This window comes from [Clostridium] citroniae WAL-17108 (assembly GCF_000233455.1).
Lineage (GTDB): Bacteria > Bacillota > Clostridia > Lachnospirales > Lachnospiraceae > Enterocloster > Enterocloster citroniae.
On the sequence record NZ_JH376421.1, the window covers coordinates 493,833 to 515,680 of the forward strand.

General features: G+C 49.1%; 25 protein-coding genes, 1 tRNA gene and 1 riboswitch. Of the genes, 8 read left to right on the top strand and 18 right to left on the bottom strand.

What is annotated here, in order from left to right; all coding sequences use genetic code 11:
* Positions 1 to 41 precede the first annotated feature (41 nt).
* Positions 42 to 968, bottom strand: coding sequence for an AEC family transporter (locus HMPREF9469_RS12205; RefSeq protein ID WP_007862323.1), 927 nt, complete (start codon positions 966 to 968; stop codon positions 42 to 44).
* 370 nt (positions 969 to 1,338) lie between these two features.
* Between HMPREF9469_RS12205 and HMPREF9469_RS12210 the strand changes: the two genes are divergently transcribed.
* Genes HMPREF9469_RS12210 through HMPREF9469_RS12225 form a run of 4 tightly spaced genes read left to right on the top strand, consistent with a single transcriptional unit; the run spans position 1,339 to position 3,522 of the window.
* Positions 1,339 to 1,659: a PadR family transcriptional regulator gene (locus HMPREF9469_RS12210; RefSeq protein ID WP_007862324.1), complete on the top strand. Its 321-nt coding sequence runs from the start codon at positions 1,339 to 1,341 to the stop codon at positions 1,657 to 1,659.
* Entirely contained in the window at positions 1,656 to 2,471 is an 816-nt protein-coding gene (locus tag HMPREF9469_RS12215; protein WP_007862325.1) for a DUF1700 domain-containing protein, read from the top strand. The genes HMPREF9469_RS12210 and HMPREF9469_RS12215 overlap by 4 nt, the downstream gene beginning before the upstream one ends.
* A complete protein-coding gene (locus HMPREF9469_RS12220; RefSeq protein ID WP_007862326.1) occupies positions 2,468 to 3,310 on the top strand; it encodes a DUF4097 family beta strand repeat-containing protein in 843 nt (280 codons plus the stop codon). Before HMPREF9469_RS12215 ends, HMPREF9469_RS12220 begins: the two co-directional genes overlap by 4 nt.
* A gap of 20 nt (positions 3,311 to 3,330) precedes the next feature.
* Entirely contained in the window at positions 3,331 to 3,522 is a 192-nt protein-coding gene (locus HMPREF9469_RS12225) for a PspC domain-containing protein (RefSeq protein WP_007862327.1), read from the top strand.
* Here HMPREF9469_RS12225 and HMPREF9469_RS30665 read toward each other — a convergent pair.
* Positions 3,494 to 4,198, bottom strand: coding sequence for an ATP-binding protein (locus tag HMPREF9469_RS30665; RefSeq protein WP_050814458.1), 705 nt, complete (start codon positions 4,196 to 4,198; stop codon positions 3,494 to 3,496). The two genes, HMPREF9469_RS12225 and HMPREF9469_RS30665, sit on opposite strands and share 29 nt — an antisense overlap.
* Before the next feature lie 223 nt (positions 4,199 to 4,421).
* On the opposite strand from HMPREF9469_RS30665, the gene HMPREF9469_RS12235 reads away from it, so the two are divergent.
* A complete protein-coding gene (locus HMPREF9469_RS12235; protein ID WP_007862330.1) occupies positions 4,422 to 4,820 on the top strand; it encodes a hypothetical protein in 399 nt (132 codons plus the stop codon).
* Here HMPREF9469_RS12235 and HMPREF9469_RS12240 read toward each other — a convergent pair.
* From HMPREF9469_RS12240 to gcvT, 8 genes are all read right to left on the bottom strand, one after another.
* Positions 4,765 to 5,943, bottom strand: coding sequence for an acyltransferase family protein (locus tag HMPREF9469_RS12240; RefSeq protein ID WP_007862331.1), 1,179 nt, complete (start codon positions 5,941 to 5,943; stop codon positions 4,765 to 4,767). The genes HMPREF9469_RS12235 and HMPREF9469_RS12240 overlap by 56 nt on opposite strands.
* A 119-nt stretch (positions 5,944 to 6,062) precedes the next feature.
* Positions 6,063 to 6,719, bottom strand: a complete 657-nt coding sequence (locus tag HMPREF9469_RS12245; RefSeq protein WP_007862332.1) for an SOS response-associated peptidase — start codon at positions 6,717 to 6,719, stop codon at positions 6,063 to 6,065.
* A 47-nt stretch (positions 6,720 to 6,766) separates the two neighbouring features.
* On the bottom strand, positions 6,767 to 8,167 hold the full coding sequence (lpdA, locus tag HMPREF9469_RS12250; RefSeq protein WP_007862333.1) for a dihydrolipoyl dehydrogenase: 1,401 nt from the start codon (positions 8,165 to 8,167) through the stop codon (positions 6,767 to 6,769).
* Between the two features lie 62 nt (positions 8,168 to 8,229).
* On the bottom strand, positions 8,230 to 9,222 hold the full coding sequence (locus HMPREF9469_RS12255; protein ID WP_050814459.1) for a lipoate--protein ligase: 993 nt from the start codon (positions 9,220 to 9,222) through the stop codon (positions 8,230 to 8,232).
* Positions 9,223 to 9,333: 111 nt separating this feature from the next.
* A complete protein-coding gene (gcvPB, locus tag HMPREF9469_RS12260; RefSeq protein ID WP_007862336.1) occupies positions 9,334 to 10,785 on the bottom strand; it encodes an aminomethyl-transferring glycine dehydrogenase subunit GcvPB in 1,452 nt (483 codons plus the stop codon).
* Positions 10,782 to 12,143, bottom strand: a complete 1,362-nt coding sequence (gene gcvPA, locus HMPREF9469_RS12265; RefSeq protein ID WP_040416055.1) for an aminomethyl-transferring glycine dehydrogenase subunit GcvPA — start codon at positions 12,141 to 12,143, stop codon at positions 10,782 to 10,784. Before gcvPA ends, gcvPB begins: the two co-directional genes overlap by 4 nt.
* 37 nt (positions 12,144 to 12,180) lie before the next feature.
* Positions 12,181 to 12,561, bottom strand: coding sequence for a glycine cleavage system protein GcvH (gene gcvH / locus HMPREF9469_RS12270; RefSeq protein ID WP_007862338.1), 381 nt, complete (start codon positions 12,559 to 12,561; stop codon positions 12,181 to 12,183).
* Between the two features lie 27 nt (positions 12,562 to 12,588).
* The gene (gene gcvT, locus HMPREF9469_RS12275) at positions 12,589 to 13,695 is read right to left on the bottom strand and encodes a glycine cleavage system aminomethyltransferase GcvT (protein WP_007862341.1); all 1,107 of its coding nucleotides are present in this window, start codon (positions 13,693 to 13,695) and stop codon (positions 12,589 to 12,591) included.
* A gap of 170 nt (positions 13,696 to 13,865) precedes the next feature.
* Positions 13,866 to 13,978: riboswitch (glycine riboswitch) on the bottom strand.
* A gap of 407 nt (positions 13,979 to 14,385) precedes the next feature.
* Here gcvT and HMPREF9469_RS12280 point away from each other — a divergent pair.
* Positions 14,386 to 15,264, top strand: a complete 879-nt coding sequence (locus HMPREF9469_RS12280; RefSeq protein WP_007862344.1) for a DUF3881 family protein — start codon at positions 14,386 to 14,388, stop codon at positions 15,262 to 15,264.
* 180 nt (positions 15,265 to 15,444) lie between these two features.
* Positions 15,445 to 15,521 (top strand) — tRNA-Arg (locus HMPREF9469_RS12285).
* A 348-nt stretch (positions 15,522 to 15,869) separates the two neighbouring features.
* Here the strand turns inward: HMPREF9469_RS12285 and HMPREF9469_RS12290 are convergent.
* From HMPREF9469_RS12290 to HMPREF9469_RS12330, 8 genes are all read right to left on the bottom strand, one after another.
* Positions 15,870 to 17,261, bottom strand: coding sequence for a tyrosine-type recombinase/integrase (locus HMPREF9469_RS12290; RefSeq protein WP_007862346.1), 1,392 nt, complete (start codon positions 17,259 to 17,261; stop codon positions 15,870 to 15,872).
* Positions 17,239 to 17,676 carry a helix-turn-helix domain-containing protein gene (locus tag HMPREF9469_RS12295; protein ID WP_007862347.1) on the bottom strand — a complete coding sequence of 146 codons (438 nt, stop codon included), beginning with the start codon at positions 17,674 to 17,676 and terminating at the stop codon, positions 17,239 to 17,241. Before HMPREF9469_RS12295 ends, HMPREF9469_RS12290 begins: the two co-directional genes overlap by 23 nt.
* A gap of 104 nt (positions 17,677 to 17,780) precedes the next feature.
* On the bottom strand, positions 17,781 to 18,008 hold the full coding sequence (locus HMPREF9469_RS12300; RefSeq protein ID WP_002569114.1) for a helix-turn-helix domain-containing protein: 228 nt from the start codon (positions 18,006 to 18,008) through the stop codon (positions 17,781 to 17,783).
* Positions 18,009 to 18,038: 30 nt separating this feature from the next.
* On the bottom strand, positions 18,039 to 18,419 hold the full coding sequence (locus HMPREF9469_RS12305) for a type II toxin-antitoxin system PemK/MazF family toxin (protein WP_002569115.1): 381 nt from the start codon (positions 18,417 to 18,419) through the stop codon (positions 18,039 to 18,041).
* Positions 18,420 to 18,906: 487 nt separating this feature from the next.
* Entirely contained in the window at positions 18,907 to 19,455 is a 549-nt protein-coding gene (locus tag HMPREF9469_RS12315; protein ID WP_006059623.1) for a sigma-70 family RNA polymerase sigma factor, read from the bottom strand.
* A 300-nt stretch (positions 19,456 to 19,755) separates the two neighbouring features.
* Positions 19,756 to 20,292, bottom strand: a complete 537-nt coding sequence (locus tag HMPREF9469_RS12320) for a hypothetical protein (protein WP_002592913.1) — start codon at positions 20,290 to 20,292, stop codon at positions 19,756 to 19,758.
* Positions 20,293 to 20,396: 104 nt separating this feature from the next.
* Positions 20,397 to 21,011: an ImmA/IrrE family metallo-endopeptidase gene (locus tag HMPREF9469_RS12325; protein WP_002592912.1), complete on the bottom strand. Its 615-nt coding sequence runs from the start codon at positions 21,009 to 21,011 to the stop codon at positions 20,397 to 20,399.
* A gap of 11 nt (positions 21,012 to 21,022) precedes the next feature.
* Positions 21,023 to 21,391, bottom strand: coding sequence for a helix-turn-helix domain-containing protein (locus HMPREF9469_RS12330; protein WP_002569119.1), 369 nt, complete (start codon positions 21,389 to 21,391; stop codon positions 21,023 to 21,025).
* A 282-nt stretch (positions 21,392 to 21,673) separates the two neighbouring features.
* Here HMPREF9469_RS12330 and HMPREF9469_RS33775 point away from each other — a divergent pair.
* Positions 21,674 to 21,848 (top strand): helix-turn-helix domain-containing protein (locus HMPREF9469_RS33775; RefSeq protein ID WP_007862351.1); only part of this gene is annotated, 175 nt, incomplete at its 3' end.

Below are 21,848 nucleotides of genomic sequence, written 5' to 3' on the forward strand. Positions count from 1 at the left end.
TTATCTATTCCATTTGTAAAGGCTGGCTGCGCCTCTGTGGCCTATGCCAGAAATGTGATCACCGGAATGGTGATGACTGACAGCACAGAGGTGAGCGCAATGCTCTTGGCCGATATGCTCCCGTCCGTGGAGCCATACTCCTTCTCCACCATCATCACCACACTGCCCACGGGCATGGCGATCAAAAGGATGAATATGCCGTAGGATACAGGATCAATGGGCAGGAGCTTCATAAGGGGAATGCACAGGGCCGGTATCACAAGCATGGAGATAAAGGAAAGCATAAGCTGTTTCCTGTCCGTGACCAGTTCCTTCAGATCGGACTGCGCCACCATGATACCCACGGTCATCATGGACAAGGGCACGGCCGCATTGCCCACCGTGTCCACAAATGTTCCCACCACCTCAGGCACCTGTATATGGAACGCAAAGATGAGGATAGCCACTGTACAGGCCGCTGTACCGATATTAAATACCTTTTTCCAGGGCAGAGCCTTCTTGTCACCCGCCCCCGCGCCCATGGCAAGCATGATACCATAGGAATAAACCAGCAGGTTATAGCCCACAATATAAAATGCCACAAATATAACAGCCTCCTCGCCGTAAAGGCTGCGCACCAGCGGAATCCCCATAAATCCCAGATTAGGGAAGATCATCATTAGACGGTAACAATTTACCTCACCCGGTTCCAGCTTCATAAACCGTGTAAATAAACGGCTGAGTATGATCAGCACAACAAAAAACAGAGCCACCAGAACCAGGTTCTCTGTAACCATCGCCGTACTGTATGTAATTGTCTTGTTCAGGACTCCGGAAATGATCAGACATGGATTAAAAATATTGATGATGGCTGAAGAAATACTTCCTGCACCTTCCTTAGAAACAATACCCTTCTTAAATGCGGCGTATCCCGCCATCATTATGAGAAACAGAACCAGCATTTGCTTTGCAATAATTCCTGCATTCATTCTTTTACCTTCTTTGATCAAACATTGATCTATCCATTGTAACTGATTCCCCGTTTATTTTCAACATCCTAATCCCTATAAAATAGGTTGAGCCGGTAAGAAAGGCCCTCTGCCAATCCCACCGGCTTATATATGAATCTATATTAAAAGCTCTGACTGCTTGTTTATGGTTAAAGTATACCTGGAATTTGTGACAAAAATTTGACCTGTTGCTAAATAGTTTCTAAAGAGATTTAAGAAATTATAACATTATCTTTTGATTTTCTTTTATTGACATATAATATTATATGCTGTATAGTATAGTTATATTATACGATATATAATATGACGCAGCCAATAATATGAATAACAACAGAACAGAGGGGTGCTTATGATATTCAACACAGGCTCTGCACTTTTGGACGCTGTGGTGCTTGCAGTGGTGTCCAGGGATGCGGACGGGACTTATGGTTACAAGATCACCCAGGATGTACGGTGTGCCATCGATATATCCGAATCCACCTTATATCCGGTGCTTCGGCGGCTTCAGAAGGAAGACTGCCTTGAGGTATATGACATGGCCATTGACGGCAGAAACCGCAGATATTATAAAATTACGGAAAAAGGCCGGGTGCAGCTGAATCTGTACCGGGGTGAATGGGCAACTTATTCACAGAAGATATCCCAGATATTTAAGGAGGCTAGTCTATGACCAGGGATGGGTTTATGAAAGAGCTTGCATATCTCTTACAGGATATACAGGATGAAGACAAAGAAGATGCTCTTCAATATTATATGGATTATTTTGATGAAGCCGGACCTGAGCGGGAAGATGAAGTGATCCGGGAATTGGGAAGCCCGGAACGGATCGCTGCTATCATCCGTTCCGATATAGCCGGCCACCTGGAAAACGGCGGCGAATTTACAGAGAGCGGCTATCAGGACGAACGTTTCAGGGATCCCAACTATCAGGTAGCCAGGCGCTTTGACCTGCCTGAGAGGCAGGAGCAGGAAGGGCGGGATAACAGCAAAACGGACTACAGCAAAACAGAGCCCAGCCAGGACTGGCAGGACGAAACAGGACACGGCCGGGACTGGCAGAGCGGGCAGCAGTCCCATGATCCAAAACACAGCCGGCCCCAAACAAGCAATACCCTAAAGATCATACTCTGGGTCATCCTTATTATAATCATATCTCCCATGCTCATAGGTCTGGGCGGCGGAGTCCTGGGTATTGCAGGAGGACTTCTGGGGCTTCTGGTGGGTGCCCTGGTACTCATAGGCGTCCTCACTGCCGCCATGCTCATCAGCGGGGTGGCCATGATCCCCTTTGGGATCATCCATATGTTTACCCAGCCCCTGGACGGATTCTTTATTTCCGGCACAGGGCTGATCCTCCTGGGGATCGGAGTCCTGCTGCTGGCGCTTGCGGTCCTGTTTTACGGAAGGTTCCTTCCCTTCCTGATCCGCAGCATTATCAACACCTTTAACCGCTTACTCCACAGAGGGAGGTGCAAATCATGAAAAAGTTTACTAAATTCTGCGCACTCACCGGATTGATCCTACTGCTGGCAGGCATTGGAATCACCTCTGTGTCCGCTGCTCTTGGGGGCCGCTTTTCCAACCGTATTCCCCGGCGTATATGGAACAGGATCTGGTATTACGGAGGCGGTCACCACTGGGCCCAGTGGGATGACTGGGATTATACAGATGATGATTACACGGATGATGACTACACGGATGATGATTTTACGGATGTCTCCGGAATCAATGGAACACAGCAGACTTGGGCAAACGATGACTTCAGGAATGCCAGGAAGATGGATGTGGATGTGGACCGCGGTTCTCTCCGGATCCGTGAAGCGGAGGGCATTTCCCAGATTGAGATCAATGTCACGGACCGATTCAATGCAACCCAGTGCTATATGGACAAAGAAACCTTAAAAATCAAACGGGATGAGCTGCGGCACAGGGTGGACGACCCCCGGATAGAAGTCCTGGTTCCCTCCGGTTACCAGTTTGACAAGGTATCCGTGGACATGGGCGCCGCCGCATGCCAGATCAGCCAGATCCACACATCCAAGCTGGATATTGACACCGGAGTGGGTGCCGTTACCTTTACCGGAACCGTTACCGGGGATGTGGAACTGGAGACCGGTGTGGGGGACGTGGTCCTCAACCTGTCCGGCCGCCAAAGTGACTACAATTACAAGATCGAATGCGGAGTGGGAACCATTCAGGTGGGTAGCTCACACTACACCATGCTGTCCCATGAGACCCATGTGAACAATGACGCCCCCTACACCATGGAACTTGAATGCGGCGTAGGGTCCATACTGGTCAATTTTGATGAACATTTATAATACGAGTAGGAGTGAATACTATGGATAGAAAATTATACCGTTCCAATAACAACAAAATGCTGTGCGGCGTATGCGGCGGTCTGGGGGAATACCTTAATATTGACCCCACCATCGTCCGACTGATCTGGGCCATCTTTATATGCTCCGGTCCCGGAATCATCGCCTATTTCATCGCGGCGCTGATCATTCCCATGAATGACAGCCAGATATAGAGGAATCCTCATAGGGAAACTGCAGGGATACGGAAGCATAGAACATACCCTCCTTCTGCTCAAACCGAACGTCCCCGTCATATCGATCTGCAATTTCCCGGATCGACATAATACCGATTCCCGCCCCTTTCCGTTTGGAGGAAAGGGGTACTTTCATATCCTCGGTAAAACGGACCGGCACGGTACAAGTATTATCAGTAATAAAGAGCAGACTGCTCTCCTTTCTCTGGCGGATGCGCAGACGGATGATTTTCCTTGTCCCACTCTCCCGTTGGCACGCATCCACTGCATTTTCCAGCATATTACCCAGGATCACCGTGGCCTCAGTATCTGATACCGGACAGTTATCCGGATAACTCACCTGGGCGTCAAACTGGATCCGGTCCTTTCTGGCCAGTGCCGCGTAATAACAGACCAGAGCGTTGATCACCTGGTTACGGCAGTAAACCTCTGTGATATCCGGAGGAAGTTCCGTCTTATAGATCTCAATATATTCCCTTAAGCCATCCCTGTCATCCCGGCTGATATAGGACTGCACCACGGCCAGGTGCCAAACAGCACCAGGTACCGTGAAACAAGAAACTGCCAGGATGCAAAGGCATAGACATCCGTAACAGTACAGTACAAAAGTCCGAACAGGGTGGAAAAAAGCGGTATTTTCCACATATATCTCCACATGCCGTCATCCCTGATCCTCAGGGCAGCGGTCACCGTGTTATTGAGGAAATGCAGCACTGTTTACAGATGAGATTTCATGGGCATCACCTATTTTTGTATGAAACCTATATCCTTTTCAAACGTGGAGCGTGCTATGGACCGCTGTATGGAGTCCTTCGGGCAGCAACCAACAGTCCCGCATGAAGGGGAATAAGACATAAGGGGGAATATAAAGAGGAGGAATGAGATATGAGACAGTCCAAATACACAGATCCCGGCAGGATGACAAAAAACAGCTGGAGGCAGAAAACAGCCGGCTTCAGTATATTGCGGACCGCGATTGGCTTACCGGCCTGTACAACAGGGGCGCCATGGAATGCAGGATCGATGAGTTTGTTATCTTCATGCCCCGTCTCATATCCGCGAAGGATATGGACCTGATCGCCGGGGAAATAGAAGAAAACGATATCATACCCGGCGTATCCGGGGAAGATACGGAAAAAATAGCCCGGCGTGTCATCAAGATCTATTATGAGACACGCCGGGACACGGTGAATAATCTGGTACTCCACCACAGCTATCCTCTCAAGCCGGCGGAGCCCAGGAAGAGGGCATCCTCCCTTTCCGGCACACACCTTTGACCCGGTCTAACAGATACTGGAACACAAGCGGCAGGGCAATGGCCCAGATTAAATATAGCACACGGAACTGAGGCAGGTCCTTGGGAAAATAACAGTACCAAAGGTCTGTCTTATACTGTTCAAAACTAAATCCCATAAACAGGGACGTATATTTCGCAAATGCGGCAAACAGGGTCTTTAACACCATCAGTGCCATGACATGGTGCATCATCACCGCATATGTATGTCCGCCGAAATACCGCAGGGCGGCGCTGTTCTTCACCACCCCGGCGCCTATGCGGGACACCCTCAGCCAGAAGGCGATCCCTGTGGCAGCCGTCACATAAGGCAGCAGCAGCCCGGTAAAGCCGTTGCAGAACGCCACGGAGTAGATCAGGGGACGGCCCGACAGCACGAGAATGAACTGGATGGCGATCAGTACTCCCATATACAGGAGACTTCCAGCCCGGTCCTTTTCCTCCAGTTTTTGCCTGTACAGAGTTCCCCACTGGTAGCAGGGAAGCAGGAACATCATGCGCACCAGGGTCAGCCATCCCTGCCGGAACCGTCCGCTCATGGCAATGGAGATCCCCCCTGCACCGATGAGGAGGTACAGAACCGTGATACCATACTCATTCCACGCGGTCCCGGACGTTCTAAGTCCTTTCACTCCCCGGCGCAGCAGCACATTTGCCATCTCCACCAGGAACAGGGCGGGAACAAACCAGGCCGCCAGGTTATATTCAAACTGATGCCCTGTCATAAACGGCTCCAGGAACAGGCTCCTGAAGCTGAGGCTGCCCCCAAAAGAAAAGCCCGCCCCGTGGAGGAACTGTGCCGCGATCCCGTAGATCAGGTTGTACGCCATATACGGGCCCAGCAGGCGCAGTATCTTTTTCCTGGCATACTCCCCTATCCGTTCCTCGCTGCCCGGCCTGTAAAAATACCCTGATATAAAAGCAAACAAGGGCATATGGAATGAATAATAGGGAAACAGACCCCCAATATCCAGATAACTGTTATTCAGATGTCCGTCCACCACAAAGAACATTCCCAGGGCGGAAAGGAGCGCAAACTGCATATTGACCGCCTTTCCTTCCGCCCTTTGTTCCCGGTCATGGAACTTGGATTTCTCTTCTGTCATAGTATCCTCCGCGATCACCGGCACTTAATACCCGGGCCAAAACCCGGCCGTTTCAAATAGTATAATTGAAATAAGGCGGGAAGGCAATGACAGAGTTTTCCAACTAACTGATTTTTTCCCTAAAAAAGGGTTTGCTGCTCATACTCACATGACTTTAATAGCTCAGGGGACACCTGCCCCAGCAGTTCCCTTGTCCTGTCACTGTCAAGGATCCAGTCCCTGACCTGGTCCTTATCAAGGATCAGAGGCATACGGCTGTGGACCGGAGCCATGGAGCTGTTGGCCTCTGTTGTGAGAATCACAAAATGCTCCCCGTCCTGGTACCTATTATAAAAACCCGCCAGGAACAGCACCCTGCTGCCCTCCCTGGTAAAAGTATACTTTTCCTTGCTCTTATTCCACTCATAAAACCAGGACACCGGGACAGCCACGCGTCTCCTGGCCACGCCCTCCCGGAACATGGGCTTTTCCGTTACCGACTCCGACCTGGCGTTAAAGACCAGCCCCTTGCCTCCCGGTCCGGGAAATCCCCATCTCTGCCTGCGGATCTGAAGTCCGGGACCGCCGGTTCCCTGCCTGTGGTTCTGGATTTCGGGGGCGCCTTTCTGATATTCCCCGCCATAAGCCGCCTCTGTCCGGGCCGTGATCACAGGAGCGATTTCCCCTGGATGGATATCCTTATCCATCAGGCCCAGCTCCAGCTTCCAATCCGTCCCTTCCACCAGCCCTGCCACCTCATCCATCAGATCAAAGCTGAAGTGATATCTTCCGCACATCCCGGCACCTCCTGTCATCATTCATAGATTTACTCAGTCATATACTCTTAATCCCGCACAGCCTCCAGGATCCCCTCGCTGAACGTGGGGTGGGGGAAAATGGCCCTGGCCACATCTTCCAGCGTCAGGCCGTTTACAATAGCCACCCCAAACTGGCTGATCATGTCCGTTGCCCTGGCACACATCATCTGGGCGCCCAGGATCCTGTGGCTTTCGCTGTCAGCCACCACCTTGATCAATCCCCGTTCCTGCTGGGACAGAACGGACTTCCCATTGGCAGACATCAGGTATTTCTTTGTAATGACCGGACGCCCCTGCTCCTTTGCTTCATCCGCGCTGATGCCCACGCATCCGATCTCAGGGCTGGTGTAAACGCAGGAGGGCACCACCTCCGTGCGGATCTCCATGATCTCTCCCGCCATATGGGATACGGCGTTTCGGCCCTGGGCAGTGGCAGCATGGGCCAGCTGAATGCCGCCCGTGACATCACCCACCCCATATATACCGGGAACACTGGTTTCATAGTATTCATTGATAACGATCCTGCCCCGTTCCATGGCCATGGCCTGTATCTGAGGGCTGCTCTCCTGTGTAATAAGCCCCTCTGTATATGCCTTCCTGCCCGTGGCTATGAGGATTCCATCCGCCCTGGCTTCACAGGGCTTTTCTTTTTCCACATACCGGCATATGAGGCCGGATCCATCCCCTGCTGCCTGGATGGACTCCACCTTTGCACCGGCATGGATCTCTGCCCCGCGCTTCTTAAGGATCATTTTCAGGTTCTGGGCAATCTCTTTATCCATTCCCGGAAGGATCCGGTCCAGTGCCTCGATCACAGTAACCTTACGTCCAAGGGCGGTGTAAACAGAGGCGAACTCCATCCCAATGACACCGCCGCCTATGATGACCAGATGTTCAAACATGTCTGTTTTTTCCAACAGTCCATCACTGGTCACCACCCCGGGCAGATCAGAACCCGGGATAGGCGGGCAGGCGGGCACGGAGCCGGTTGCGATTAAAATGTGATCCGTCTCCAGCATCACAGGGCCCTCTGCAGCTTCCCCTTTTGTCATGGTTACCTTTACCATATTTCTGTCTATAATGGTGCCCGTGCCGTAATACACGGATATTTTATTCATTCTCATCAACGAGGCAATGCCCTTTCGCAGCTGTTCCAGTACCTCGCCTTTGCGTATCTGGACCGCATTCATATCAACCTCCGCACCGGATACCGCAAGCCCTATGGAAGGCCCTGCCTGGAGTTCATGGTACAGATCAGCCGTGTGCAGGATGGTCTTTGTAGGGATACACCCCCTGTTCAGGCAGGTACCTCCCAACTCCCTGTTCTCCACCAATGCGACCTTCATTCCCTTTTTTGCACCCTCGATCGCAGCCTCATACCCTCCCGGTCCGGCCCCGATCACCACCAGATTCAGTCTGTCCGCCATATATCCAAACCTCTCTTCCCTTTAAGCTTACCCTATATGTACAGAATTACTCACATTTTTCCTTACATACACTCTTTAACAAGTGTTATGATGTCACTTATTTTGGCGCCCTCCCCATGAGTCCGGCCCACCTTCTCCATCCCACCGCACACAGCGGCTTCATCATAGGGGCAGCCCTTAAGGCAGACTGCCAGATCTCCGATCATCTCCTGCTCCATTGCATCGGAAAACACATTCACTTCCCGTATCTTTCCCTCATCCACATGAAACTGCATCTGGATACCGCCCCAGGAAAACCTGCGTCCCATCTCATATTCAAAGGGGATCTTTCTTCCATACTTCCACTCCCAGGATTCAAACTTTCCTGTCATGGTCCCAATCTCATCTTCCGGAAGGCTGCTTTCGTACATTCTTTCAGCCTCCAGCCCATAAACCCGGGAAAATGCCCCTACCAGGGCTTCCTTCATCCTGCCCACAGTCAAGTCCGGGCAGAATTCGCACAGGTTTGCCACTCTCGCCTTCACGGAGGAAACCCCTTTGGATGCCAGCTTTTCCTTGGGCACGTTCAGATACCGGGACATATACTCTTTGTCCGCATTCAGAAGCACGGTTCCGTGATGGTAACAGCAGTCACCGGAATGATAGAATGCATTGCCTGAGAATTTGCGCCCGTCCACGGTAATGTCGTTGCGCCCTGTTTTCTCCGCCTTCAGCCCCAGGCTTCTGACCGCCTCCAGGATCACATCCAGCTGCTTTGATACGTCATAGTCTTTTTTCTTTACAATAAATGTAAAGTTCAAGTTCCCCAGATCGTGGAACACCGCTCCGCCGCCGGACAGGCGCCGGACCAGATATCCCCCTTCCTCCTCCAGGAAATTCACCTTGCATTCACTCCAGCAATTCTGGTTCCTGCCGATTACCACCGTATGGCGGTTCTGCCACAGGAAAAGGATGCAGGTCCCCTCCGGCACATGGATAGTCATATATTCCTCCATGGCCAGATTCCTGTAGGGATATGTATTCTCTGTGTCGATCCACATGATCCTGTCAATCATACCGTCACCTTTCATATAAAAAGAATCCTGTTATAGGAGCACGTTCCTATGGAATGAAAAACCTGCCCGGACAACGTATCCCGCTGTCCGGGCAGACAGTTCACCCTATGTTCATTCACTTTCCCAGGTGTAGCGCAGCACCGGCTTGCGGGCAGCCGTCACTTCATCCGGTCTTCCAATGGGCGTGGTGTGAGGCGCGCCGTGAAGTTCCTCCGGCGCGCTCAGGGCATCCTGGTAGATCCTGTGGAATACCTCAATGGCCTCATCCAATGTCTCCCTTGACTCTGTCTCCGTTGGCTCCACCATCAGGGCCTCATGGACGATCAGAGGGAAGTACATGGTGGGCGGATGGATGCCGTAATCCAGCAATGCCTTGGCAATATCCATGGCCGTAACGCCATTCTCATGTTTCATGTTCTCCAGGCTCATTACAAACTCATGCATACATGTCTCATCATATGCCATGTCATACACATCGGAAAGCTTTACCTTCATGTAATTGGCATTCAGGACCGCGTTGGAGGACGCCTCAGGGATTCCTTCCCTGCCAAGGGTTATGATATATGCCAGGGCCTTAACCACCACCAGGAAATTGCCGTAGAACATTTTAACATCCCCGATGGATTCCCCGCCCCGTTGGAACACGTACCTGCCCTGTCCCTTATCCTCACATCTCACTGCTCTCACACCGGGCAGATACGGCTCCAGGAATGATTTGCAGCCCACAGGCCCGCTGCCCGGACCGCCGCCGCCATGGGGTGTGGAAAATGTCTTGTGCAGGTTCAGGTGCACCACATCAAATCCCATGTCGCCGGGACGCACGATCCCCATGACCGCATTCAGGTTTGCTCCGTCATAATAGCAGAGTCCCCCCGCCTCATGGACGATTCTTGTTATATCCAGTATATTCTTGTCAAACAGCCCCACTGTATTGGGATTGGTAAGCATAAGGCCTGCCGTATCTTCACCTACGGCTGCCCTCAGCTGCTCCAGGTCCACGCATCCATCCTCCCTGGACGGAATGCTGACCACGTCATAGCCGCACATGGAAGCGCTGGCAGGATTAGTTCCGTGAGCGGAATCCGGCACAATGATCTTTGTCCGCTTTGTATCATTCCTGTGCACATGGTAAGCCTTGATCAGAAGCAGTCCGGTAAACTCCCCGTGAGCGCCGGCCGCGGGCTGGAAGGTCATGGCATCCATGCCGGTGATCTCACAGAGGTATTTCTCAGCCAGATACAGCACCTCCATGGAGCCCTGGACCGTATCCTGGGGCTGCAGGGGGTGGACGCGCTGAAAGCCTTTTAATGCAGCGGCCTGTTCATTTACCTTGGGATTGTACTTCATAGTACAGGAGCCAAGGGGGTAGAACCCGTCATTGACACCGTGGGAGCGCTTTGCCAGCTCCGTGTAATGGCGGCTGATCTCATTTTCCGACATATGGGGCAGGCGCGGTTTTGACTTTCTTAAATGGTCCCGGTCAAATGATACCATGGGCACATCCCATTCACCGATCAGGTCCAGCCTTCGTCCCTGGGATCCTTTTTCAAATACAAGTTTCATGAGCCGCACACCTCCTTATGTCCGCATTCCAGCACATTCCGGACAATGGATGCAGCTTCATCCATCTCCTCTTTTGTGTTCATCTCCGTGGCACACCAGAGTATCTCCCTGTCGGACAGGGGCAGGCCGCCCAGGATTCCCTGTTTCTCAAGGGCGCCCAGGATATGGGCGCTGTCACTGCATGCGCCCTCCGGGCTTACTGTTACAAACTCATGGAAAAACTCACGGTCATACCTGGGCTCTAATCCTGCAAGCTTCAGCACATCCCTGAAATAATGCGCTTTGGACATACACTGCATGGCAGCCTTTTCCATGCCGTCTGCCCCCATGGCCGTCATATACACCGATGCGGTCAGGGCACACCACGCCTGGTTGGAGCACACATTGGAACTGGCCTTTTCCCTGCGGATATGCTGTTCCCTGGCCTGGAGCGTAAGGACAAACGCCCTCTCACCCCGGCTGTCCGTTGTCTCCCCCACAATGCGTCCGGGCAGCTTCCTTGTCATGGCGGCTGTGGCCGCCATGAATCCAAGATAGGGACCGCCGAACGCAAGGGGCATTCCAAGGGGCTGTCCGTCCCCCACTGCAATGTCAGCGCCATATTCAGCCGGCGTCTTCATCACTGCCAAAGCCATGGGATTACAGGACATGATATATTTGGCTCCGGCTTCATGGGCAATACGCCCCAGACCTTCCCCGTCCTCCAGGTTGCCGTAATAGTTTGGCTGCTGCACGTAGAAGCAGGCTGCCTGGGGATCTGCCTTTATCATATCCTCCAGGGCCTGTGTGTCCGTGACCCCGTCCTTTTCCGGTACAATGACCACTCTGGTATTGCTGCCAAAACAATATGTCTTGATCACTTCGATCGTTCCCGGACTGGCTGCGGCGGAAACATACGCAGTGCTCCTCTTCCTGTCCCTGCACATGGCCACAGCCTCCCCCGCCGCGGTGGCGCCATCATACACCGATGCATTGGAAGCATCCATTCCTGTCAGCTCACAGATCATGGTCTGATATTCAAATATGGATTGCAGGATCCCCTGGCTGATCTCCGCCTGGTAAGGCGTGTATGCTGTTACAAACTCCTCCTTGGAGATCACGCTGGAGACAATGGCGGGTATGTAATGGTTGTAGGCCCCCGCTCCCCTGAAAATATGCCGGAACACCACATTCTTTTCCGCCATCTCCTCCATCCTGGACATTACCGCCTGCTCATTGAGGCCGGAGGGGATCTGAACGCCGTCCTTTAACATCACCTCACCGGGTATATGGGAAAACATTTCCTCAAAACTGTTAAATCCTATCTCATGAAGCATTTCCTGCTGTTCCTGCTTCGTATTCGGCACATAAGTACCCATGATATTACACCCCATTTCTAATGGAATAAAGATGCTTTTATTCCAGAGTCTTTACATATGCTTCATACTCAGCAGCGCTCATCAGCTCTTCCGTATCCGTGACACTTCCAATCTTCACCAGCCACGCATCATAGGGAGACTCATTGATGGACTCCGGCGCGTCCAAAAGCGCCTCATTCACCTCTTCCACCGTGCCTGTCACCGGTGAATACACATCAGAAACAGCCTTCACGGATTCCACATCTGCAAATGCCTCCCCTGCCGTCACCTCGTCCCCTGCTTCCGGCAGGTTTACAAACACCAGGTCTCCCAGGGCATCCTGGGCATAATCCGATAATCCTACCAAAGCGGTGTTCTCATCCACCATCTTGACCCACTCATGTGACTTTGAATACTTTAATTCCTCCAGAACATTCATCTCAATACCTCCTGTTATATGATTCTCTCAACGTTTATAGAAAGGCAGCTTCACCACTTCTGCGGCCACCCGCCGTCCTCTTACCTCAACCTCCAGCACAGTGCCCGGTTCCTTATATCCAACATCCACTAAAGCCATTGCCACCGGATATCCCAGATAAGGACAATGAGTGCCGGAGGTGGTGATCCCAATCCGCCTGCCGTCCGCATAAACCGCCTGATGTTCCCTGATGATTCCCCGTCCCGTCACCTTTAAGCCGATCCGTCTCCTGGTCAGGGGGCCTTTATCCACCAGCGCCTGCTTTCCGATAAAATCCTCTTTATCCATTTTTACAAATATTCCCAGCCCAGCCTCCTTGGGTGAAATGGTATCGTCCATCTCGTGTCCGTACAAAGGCATGGATGCCTCCAGTCGCAGGGTGTCCCTGGCCCCTAACCCGCATGGGATCAGCCCCTCCTCCTGTCCTGCCTCCATGAGCATCTCCCACATGGCCGGCGCGTCCTCCGGGGCCAGATAGATCTCCACCCCGTCCTCACCCGTGTAACCGGTCTTGGAGATAATGCATTTGATATTCCCGATCATACGGTCAAAGAGACAAGTATAATATTTCTCCGGTATATCCTCCTCCTTTGCCAGTTTCCTGAGGATCTCCATGGCCTTCGGTCCCTGCAGCGCCAGCTGCGCCACTCTGTCTGAAATGTCCTCAAATTCCGCGTCCCCAAACTGGTGGGCCTTCATCCACTGGAAATCCTTATCCTTATTTGCTGCATTTACCACTATAAAATAGCAGTTGTCCCTTACCTTGTACACGATCAGGTCATCCACCACACCGCCATCTTCATTGCACATGGGGCTGTAGCGGGCCTGGCCATCGGCCATGACCGTATAGTCATTGGTCAGGATCATGTTCAGGTTCTTTTGTGCATCACTGCCTCTGCAGATGATCTCCCCCATGTGTGAAACATCAAACAGGCCGCACTTGGTGCGCACTGCCATGTGCTCCGCTATCACACCTGTGTCATACTGCACCGGCAGCAGATAGCCTGCAAACGGCACAATCTTCCCCTTGTACTTTACATGTGTGTCATAGAGCGGTGTCCTTAATTCAGTGCCGCCAGTTACTTCTGTGCCCATAAATCATTACCCTCCTTCATATGCTGTCCAGTGTCCCAAAATGCGCAGACATTTAAATCCGCGCTGAAAGACTGTTAAAAAAGCGCATGAACAAATAAACATGTTCATGCGCTCTGTCTTTGGACCTGAAAGATTTGGCTTCGTCGGTGCTCATCGCTTTCCAGAGTATCGTCCGGTATCCGGTCCTTTTGCCTGAGAGTTCTCCGCTTCCCCTTCGGCGCTGCCCTAAGTCACTGCCGGATCATCACTCCAGCCCCCGGACAGTCTCTCCCGAATCCATCATCCGATGATATGCAGTTGTCCGCAAACGTATGGCTCACCGCCCCGCCCTTGCTAAGTTCATACTAACACAGGTGATGTTTTCAGTCAATAGATAAAGGTTGTTTATAATTTAACGATAATTCAGCCTGATAAGATTGGGAATACTTGGAAGTATGAAGCTATACTGGACAGGGAACAGGTCTTTTCCTGCTCCGGCGCCGGGAACCGGATCGTCTTATATGAACGTTCTCTGAAGTAATCTATACAATTAACGAATAAATTAGCCTGTCCAAAGAAAAAATACTGGTAATCTGATATAAAGTAGTATATAATGGGCAAAGATGATGAGGCGAAGGTGTTCCTTTTGCCTCATTGTTGTCTGATAAAAAATACGGCTTATGATAATAGATTAGGAAAGAAGGTGACCACATGCATAAGTTTATGCGGACCATTGGGTTTAGCATGTACCAGAAGAAACAGGATATGGAAAAACTGCTGCGGCGTCTTGCAAAAGAAGCCAGGGAGAACGGACAGTTGTCCGAACGGGAAGGCAGTACGTTCTGCGAACTGCGGGTAGAGACCGCTCCCGGCATGGGTGTTGCCATGGCTGGTGAGATGAGTCCAAAGGGAACATTTAACCGCGAATATTATTTCCCCTATGTGAAAAGCACGGATATAAGTTCGGATGCGGAATGCTCCATCCAGCGTCACACGGAGCGGGAAACATTTGCCGGACTGCTGGATGAATACAGAGTGGGCATCTCTCTTATCTTTTATATAGAAAACTCCATGGAATACCGGCTCCGCAAAGCCGGCCATAAGCCTGTAAAACCCTTAGGCGCCGCCCTTTCGGGCCTGTGCGTGCAGGGCAGGATCCTCCTTCCCATACAAAAGACAGAAAAACAGGCCGAGGATTCCAGAATGGCTGCCAGAAAGAGGAGCAATCTGCTGGAAGCAGCCAAACGCGGGGACGAGGATGCTATTGAAACACTGACCATTGAGGACATTGACCTTTACTCCATGGTTTCCAGGCGGATCGCCCATGAGGATGTGTATTCCATTATTGAGACCTGCTTTATGCCCTGCGGCATTGAATGCGACCAATACTCCGTAATAGGGGAGATCACCGGAATTGAGCTGAGTGCCAACCGGATTACCAAGGAAGAGGTTTATGACCTGACCCTGGACTGCAATGACATGATCTTCCATGTTGTCATCAACCGCCAGGACCTCCTGGGAGAGCCAAAAGTAGGCCGCCGATTCAAAGGTCAGGTATGGATGCAGGGAACTGTGCAATTTGAGGCTTGATTTTTTTCCCAAGATAGGTTATTATATAATGCGGACCGTGTGATACGGTTCGCAGATATCAATGATACAAATTGATGTGTTTCTGTAGCTCAGCAGGATAGAGCGTCCGCCTCCTAAGGTTGTGCTCTACCAGCTGCCTTACGGGGAAAAGTGATCGTTGCCAGTCTCAATTTAATATAAGTCTCTGTAGCTCAGCAGGATAGAGCGTTCGCCTCCTAAGCGAAAGGCCGTGGGTTCGAATCCCGCCAGGGACGCCAGCAAACACGCCGAAAACCTTTGATTTATCAGGGTTTTCGGCTTTTCTTATTTCTGCGGCTTTTGTGGCTTTTTTGCAAAAAACCTTGGTTTGCTAACATTTGCTAACGAGATTTGGCCTTTTGCTAAGAAAGGCGGTAAGTCAGAGGTTCGATTTTTACCAAAGGAACTTGCAAACATTTGTTAGCAGAAATTAGAGGAAGTTGCAAACAAAATCGCGAATTTGCTAACATCGCTCAAAAATGCTTTCAGAACCTTGCTAACAAAAAAAGTGTTTGGTCACTGTGCAAAGTGGTTCAAACGAAGAAAACCTCTCACAAAGTGAGAGGCGTTCTTCTGAGGGAGGGACTTTATAAAGCTTTTGCCAGCTGCTTGAGCAGTGCGGCAGTTTCGGGATTTTTAAGCAGTTCCAGTATCTTCGCTGCATCACTTTCATCACTTTCAGTGACGGCAGTATCCGCAGTTTTAGGCTCTGTATCTTCAACAGGGTCAGGAGTCTTGGATGAGTAAAATGCTTCCTCCAATCGCTGAGCGTTTATGCAGCGATCCTCGTCGATGATGTGAGAGTAGACATCTGCAACCATTTTTACCTGAGCATGACCAGAGTCGCCCTGGACGGATTTCATATCGCCACCATTGAGTTTCAGCTTGTAGGTGATACTGGAGTGACGGAGAGAATGGAATACAACATGAGGCAGTCCGTTTTCTTTGATAAGTTTATTGAAAGCACGGTTAATCACCTGGCTTTCCATCGGACGGCCATTGCTGGAGCAAAAGACCAGGTTATTGTCGATGTATTCATCTCCAAACAGATCCATCAGCTCATCAATTTCTTTTTTTCTCTCTACCAGCATATAGGCAACTGTTTTCGGCAGGTACACGCGGCGAATACTGGTTTTGGTTTTAGGCTCTTTCAGGACCAGAGCAGTATGGGTACTGGCTATGCAAGGTGGAAACTTCTTAATAACACCTTTGTCGCTCAAATCGTCCAATGCACCTCGTGTAACCCGTTGCAGCTCTTTGTTGACGAATATATAAGCTGAACCATTTTCTATGCTCTGTGGTGCAATATCAATGCAGTCCCAGGTAAGGCCCAGCATTTCACCAATGCGTAAAGAGCAGGAGAACGCCAGATTTAAGGCAAGGGAGAGGATAGGATCATCACAGACTTCCATAGCCTTGCTCAGCGTTTCGGCAGTCCATATATCCCGTTCTTTATGTTCTTCTTTGGGAAGTGTCGCATTCAGGACAGGGTTACGGCTGATTAGTTCCCAACGCACCGCCTGATTAAAGGCACTGCGAAGTAGCTTGTGAATTTCTCTTACTGTATGCGGGGTCAGATATTCGCTTGTGGGTTTGCGGTTGTTGACGCTTACCGTTTTCACAGAGAGCAGATCACGGTAATACTTATCCATCATCCTTGGAGTGATGTCGGATAGTAACATATCTCCGATAATAGGAGTTATGTAGTTTCTCGCCAGACCACGGCGGCTTTCATATGTTGACATTGCCCAGGTATTTACACCATAGATGGACATATATTCATCGAGCAGATCGTTCAGGGTCTTTGCCGTAGGAATAAAGAAGGTTCCAGAGTCCTGCTCATACTCAATTTGCTTTTTTCGTTTTTTTGCTTCTGCATTTGTGCTGAAGGTTTCCCAACGCTGTCTGCGTTTTCCGTTTTCATCTGTGTAATCATACACCACAGAATATTTGCTTTTACGCTTCACGATAGATGCCATTTTCATTGCTCCTTTCTGAGATTTTCACATAATGAGTTTGCTTTTGATACCAGGCTTCAAAACTGCTGGTAATGATACGAATTCTTCGATCAATCAAGGTCGTCTCAAAATAGCCCCTTTTAACAAGGTCATAAGCTGTGCCAGATTTCAGCCCCAAAAGATCCGCCATTTCCGGAACTGACATCGTAGTATGCCTCCATTTCTCTCCGGGCGGTGTACCATCCACTTTTTTATAGTGGAACTGGCCGGCATACCAATCTTCAAAGCTATCCAGCATAACTCTCATTCGTCCGGCCACTTGAATTGTTTTGAAATAGTTCTTTTTAACCAACCAGTAGGATTCTACTTTACCAAGCCCAAGCATTTTGCCCATCTCTGGTACAGACATACTGGTCTTTACTCTTTGTTTTCGCATGGCTTTTGCCTCCTCTATAAAGTTTTTCTTGCTATGGCCTCATTGTAAGAGAAAGCAGAAAAAAAGTTAAGGATGTCGATTTGGAGATCGGCATCCTTGACAAATCATTCATCTGCGTGATCCAGCCAGTCATCAAAGCTCTTTTTGGAAATGCGGATATGACCGCCGACTCTGACGCTGTGGAATACACCCTGTTTTACCAGATTATATGCTGTGGGACGACTGATACCCAGAATGTCCTGAATCTCATCGACCGTATAGGTTCTTTTGTCATAGCTGACAGGATTTTGTTCATTAAAGCGGTTCAATTCCGCAATTCTTGCTTCAAACATAAAAACGCCTCCTTTATCCGGTAAGTGGCCTTACGGAGCCTCCATTTCCTCCGGAATATGAATATCTAAACTAACTTGCAGAGCATCATCAATCGCTCTCATTTCTTCGCGAGATACGCGCCCAATGTACGATAAAACACGCCTTTTATCAATCGTTTTAATTTGCTCCAGCAGAACAACAGATTTCAGTCCAAGCTCTGGAACGCTCTCCAGTGCATAGTGTGTGGGCAGCTCCTTTTTCTTAATCCATTTACTGGTGAGTGGAGCTACGATCAAAGTGGGGCAGAAAAAATTCCCCACATTGTTTTGAAGAACCAGGACAGGACGGGTGCCGCCTTGCTCTGATCCAAAATAAGGGTTCAAATTGGCATAATATAAATCCCCACGCTTATAAATCCAATCTTCTTTCATGTTCATCCTCCTATGTTTTGAGATTTGATTATGTAAGAAGGAGGCTCTGCAAATTACAGAGTCTCCTTCAATTTAGCGCCTGTTTTATCCCTTACTTGTCCACGACACCCCAGGGATTTGGGTAATCATTAAGCCGCAGGTGGCTGGCCTGCTTCTCAGGAGTTTCACCTCCACTTCGTTTGGTCTTACCCATGGCCTGCGACGGTTATTATCACGCTCGGACTATGGCTGTAAGAGAGCTTTCCTCCTTGTTATGCCATGACCGGATGCCATCCGATGTATTCCAGCCTGATATATTTCTGATAAACCGAAAACTCATCTATACAGCAAAAATGGGTTGGCCTGTTATGCGAGTGGCAGCTCTCAGAAAATATACCGCTGATGTAGCGGCTATTACGCCCAAAGAGGATCAAACTTAATGATTCGTATATGAGGTTGTCAAGGTGCAAGTGAAAGGATTTCCCTCTCACTTGCTACTGCCACTTTTTTAGAAAATCGCAACCAACTTTTTTATTTTTTCTTCAATTTTTTTCAATCGCTTATCTGCGGCTTGCCGAGTAATACCATATCGTTGGGCTAAACAAGTTGCATTTGGTATTTTCATTTCATAATAGGACAATATAAAATCTCGTTCTGCTGGACTCAGTTTCAATAGAGCTTGGTGTAAATCCTCAAGAAGTAAATTCTGAATAGCTTGTTCCGCAGTATCAACAGATTCATCCACAAACAAATCTGTATCCTGATAACCTTCCTCTGTGCCGTCACGATCTCCCACATGAGAAGCCGGGAATATAGAGCGACTTTTCTCATGTTCCTGGAGATAGCGGCTGTGGCGGTCCTCCTGTTGGTATTTTTCAAAATCTTTGCGAGAACATTCCATGATAATGCGGTCATCTTCATCACGGAACATTTTGACTGTTTCAACAAAAAAGCGCCCAGTAAAGCAACCATTGCGGCGTGCCTTACTGAACGCTGAAAAACTGATTTCCTCCCATTCCTGTGGGCTGTTATTTTTCCAAATGAATACTCTCGTCATATCCTTTCCTCCGTTCAAATTCTTGGTAGTCAGCGAATTTGAACGGTGTCATGGATATTTTGCTATGTACGCCTCCCAGCGCATACCGGCCTCCTAATACCGGGCAAAGAAAAAGGCCGGAAGTGTTTTCACCTCCAGCCATGTTCCTGCCGCCATATTGCAGCAGGAATGAAAAAAGCCCGGTTAATGCCGGGCCTTATGTAGAAAAGTATTCAATTTAGCGCATTCCTGCCACTATAACAAGTATAGCAGGTCGGAAGTCGGAAGGGAGTAGGGATTAGGTCGGGGATTTGTCGGGATTTAGTCGGGATTTAGTCGGGGCAGCTCCTCCAGGACTTCTGGAATAGAATATCCAAACAAGCAAACAGAAAATAAATAGATGGCTTCTCGTTTTCGGTCATAAAAGACACTGCGCTCTATATTTAGTTCTTCCAGCAATTCTTTCTCTGTACTGTTGAACCGATAGATAAATTGCTTAGTCAAAATTTCATAGTAAAGTTCTCCTCGATCCGGATACCGTTTCAGACGAAGGAGTGCACGGTCAATAATATTGACTAGCATTTGATTTTGAACAAGGCAGCAAACTTTTTCTTCAAAGGCTTGCAGTTCAATATCTGGTGCAAAATTTTCAAGATAGCAGAGGCCAGACTCTATATCTTGTTCTCCCATAATCCAAGCAGTTTCTTGTAATTCTTCTGCCCGTTCACTCAGAACCCAGACTACATCACGGTAAATCTTTAGAATCAGCTTACTTCTATGAAACGCAGCGTCGCTGTTAAGCCCCAAAGCTGTTAGCCTGCTGTTACATTTTTGGATTGTTGTGCTTTCTTTTCTCATAGAACATCCCTCCTTGTTCGCAATATTGCGAACATATTAGGTACAAAATAGCATAGCAGAGGAGCGTGAGAGAGGGCAGTGCCTCTCTCTATTCCCCCATTTGGTTATATCAGGTTTCTGGATTTTAGACGAATCTGCATTGCTTGCTTGGAAACCTCAAAAATATTTGCCATTTCAGCAATGAGCTGTTCATCTGTCCGGCCTATTTTAAGCCGGTAAAAACATTTTTTGATCTGCGGTAAAGGCATCAGCAGAGCAGAAGCCAGAGTATCCGCCTGACGCTCAATTATGCCATGACTTTCGTCGGAAGAAACATTTCCGTTATAAGCAGCAACATCTCCAGTACCAGAGTACAACTTCTTATGTAGTACCCAATGAGCCAGCTCATGGGCACAGGTAAAACGGAGCCGCCCTAATTTTGACGGATCACAAAGCCGTTCATCAATTAAGATTGTACCGGCTCTTACTGCAATCATTCGATACTGTCTCTGTATCTGGTCATATAAGACAACAGCACCGTCATCGAAAATTGTTTCCCCTAATATCTTGGGGTTTTTTCTTAGTGTATGAAACTCCAGGATTAGATCAAACTTTGTCTCGATAATGGTTTCGATTGGCACAGGACATGGTTGCCCGGATAGCAGAGAGGGATCATATTCCATCAGGATTTTTCGCCCTACTGCCTCGATTGCTTCTGTACGGATTTGTGGAATTGACAAAGCTCTCCCCCCTATCGTTTACGCTCCTTTAGCATTTTCATAAATGTCTGCCATTCTTCATCGGTAGCATCTACTTCTTTTGCCACACGCAAGGCTGCCCGAACAATATCTTTTTCCATGATATAGTCTGGCAAATCAGCAGATACTGTATTGCGTGATTTTGCAGCCAGATCCAAAAGCAACTCATGTTCTGATTTATCCAAATTCAGAAAGGCAGAGATGCGTTCCACAAAATCTCCATTGGGTGCAGGACGGCGGCTTTGCTCAATATCACACAGATAACCGTAAGCAATATTCAAATGCTTGGCTGTATCGCGTAAATTGAATTTGTGCGCCTTGCGTTTCTCGGCTATAAATGATCCAAAAGTTATATTGCCCACAGCATTCACCTCTCATTTGTTCGACGAACTGCGAACATCTTGCTTATATTGTATATCGAACATCTGTTCACTTCAAGGATAAAAATTTCATTTGAAAAGAGGTGTTAAAAATCAATAACTTAAATGAAATTGTAAATTCCAGTTCACACCTTAATGCAAGAGTAAATTCTATATTTCTGGAAATTAATCTTGCACAGATATTCGCCCTATTGTCCTTGATACTCATGCCTCCGTATAATGTACTTGCAGCTGATTGCCTGCCTGTGCAGATCGGAGATCATTATGAATAATAAAGGCAATCAGAAACATTTAACATTTGAACAGCGTGTTGATATTGAGAAAGGACTTACCGAGAATAAAAACTTCGCAGAAATCGGAAGAATGATCGGAAAAGCTCCTTCCACTGTATCAAAAGAGGTACGACTTCACGCACACACAAAAGAACGTCCTGATGCAG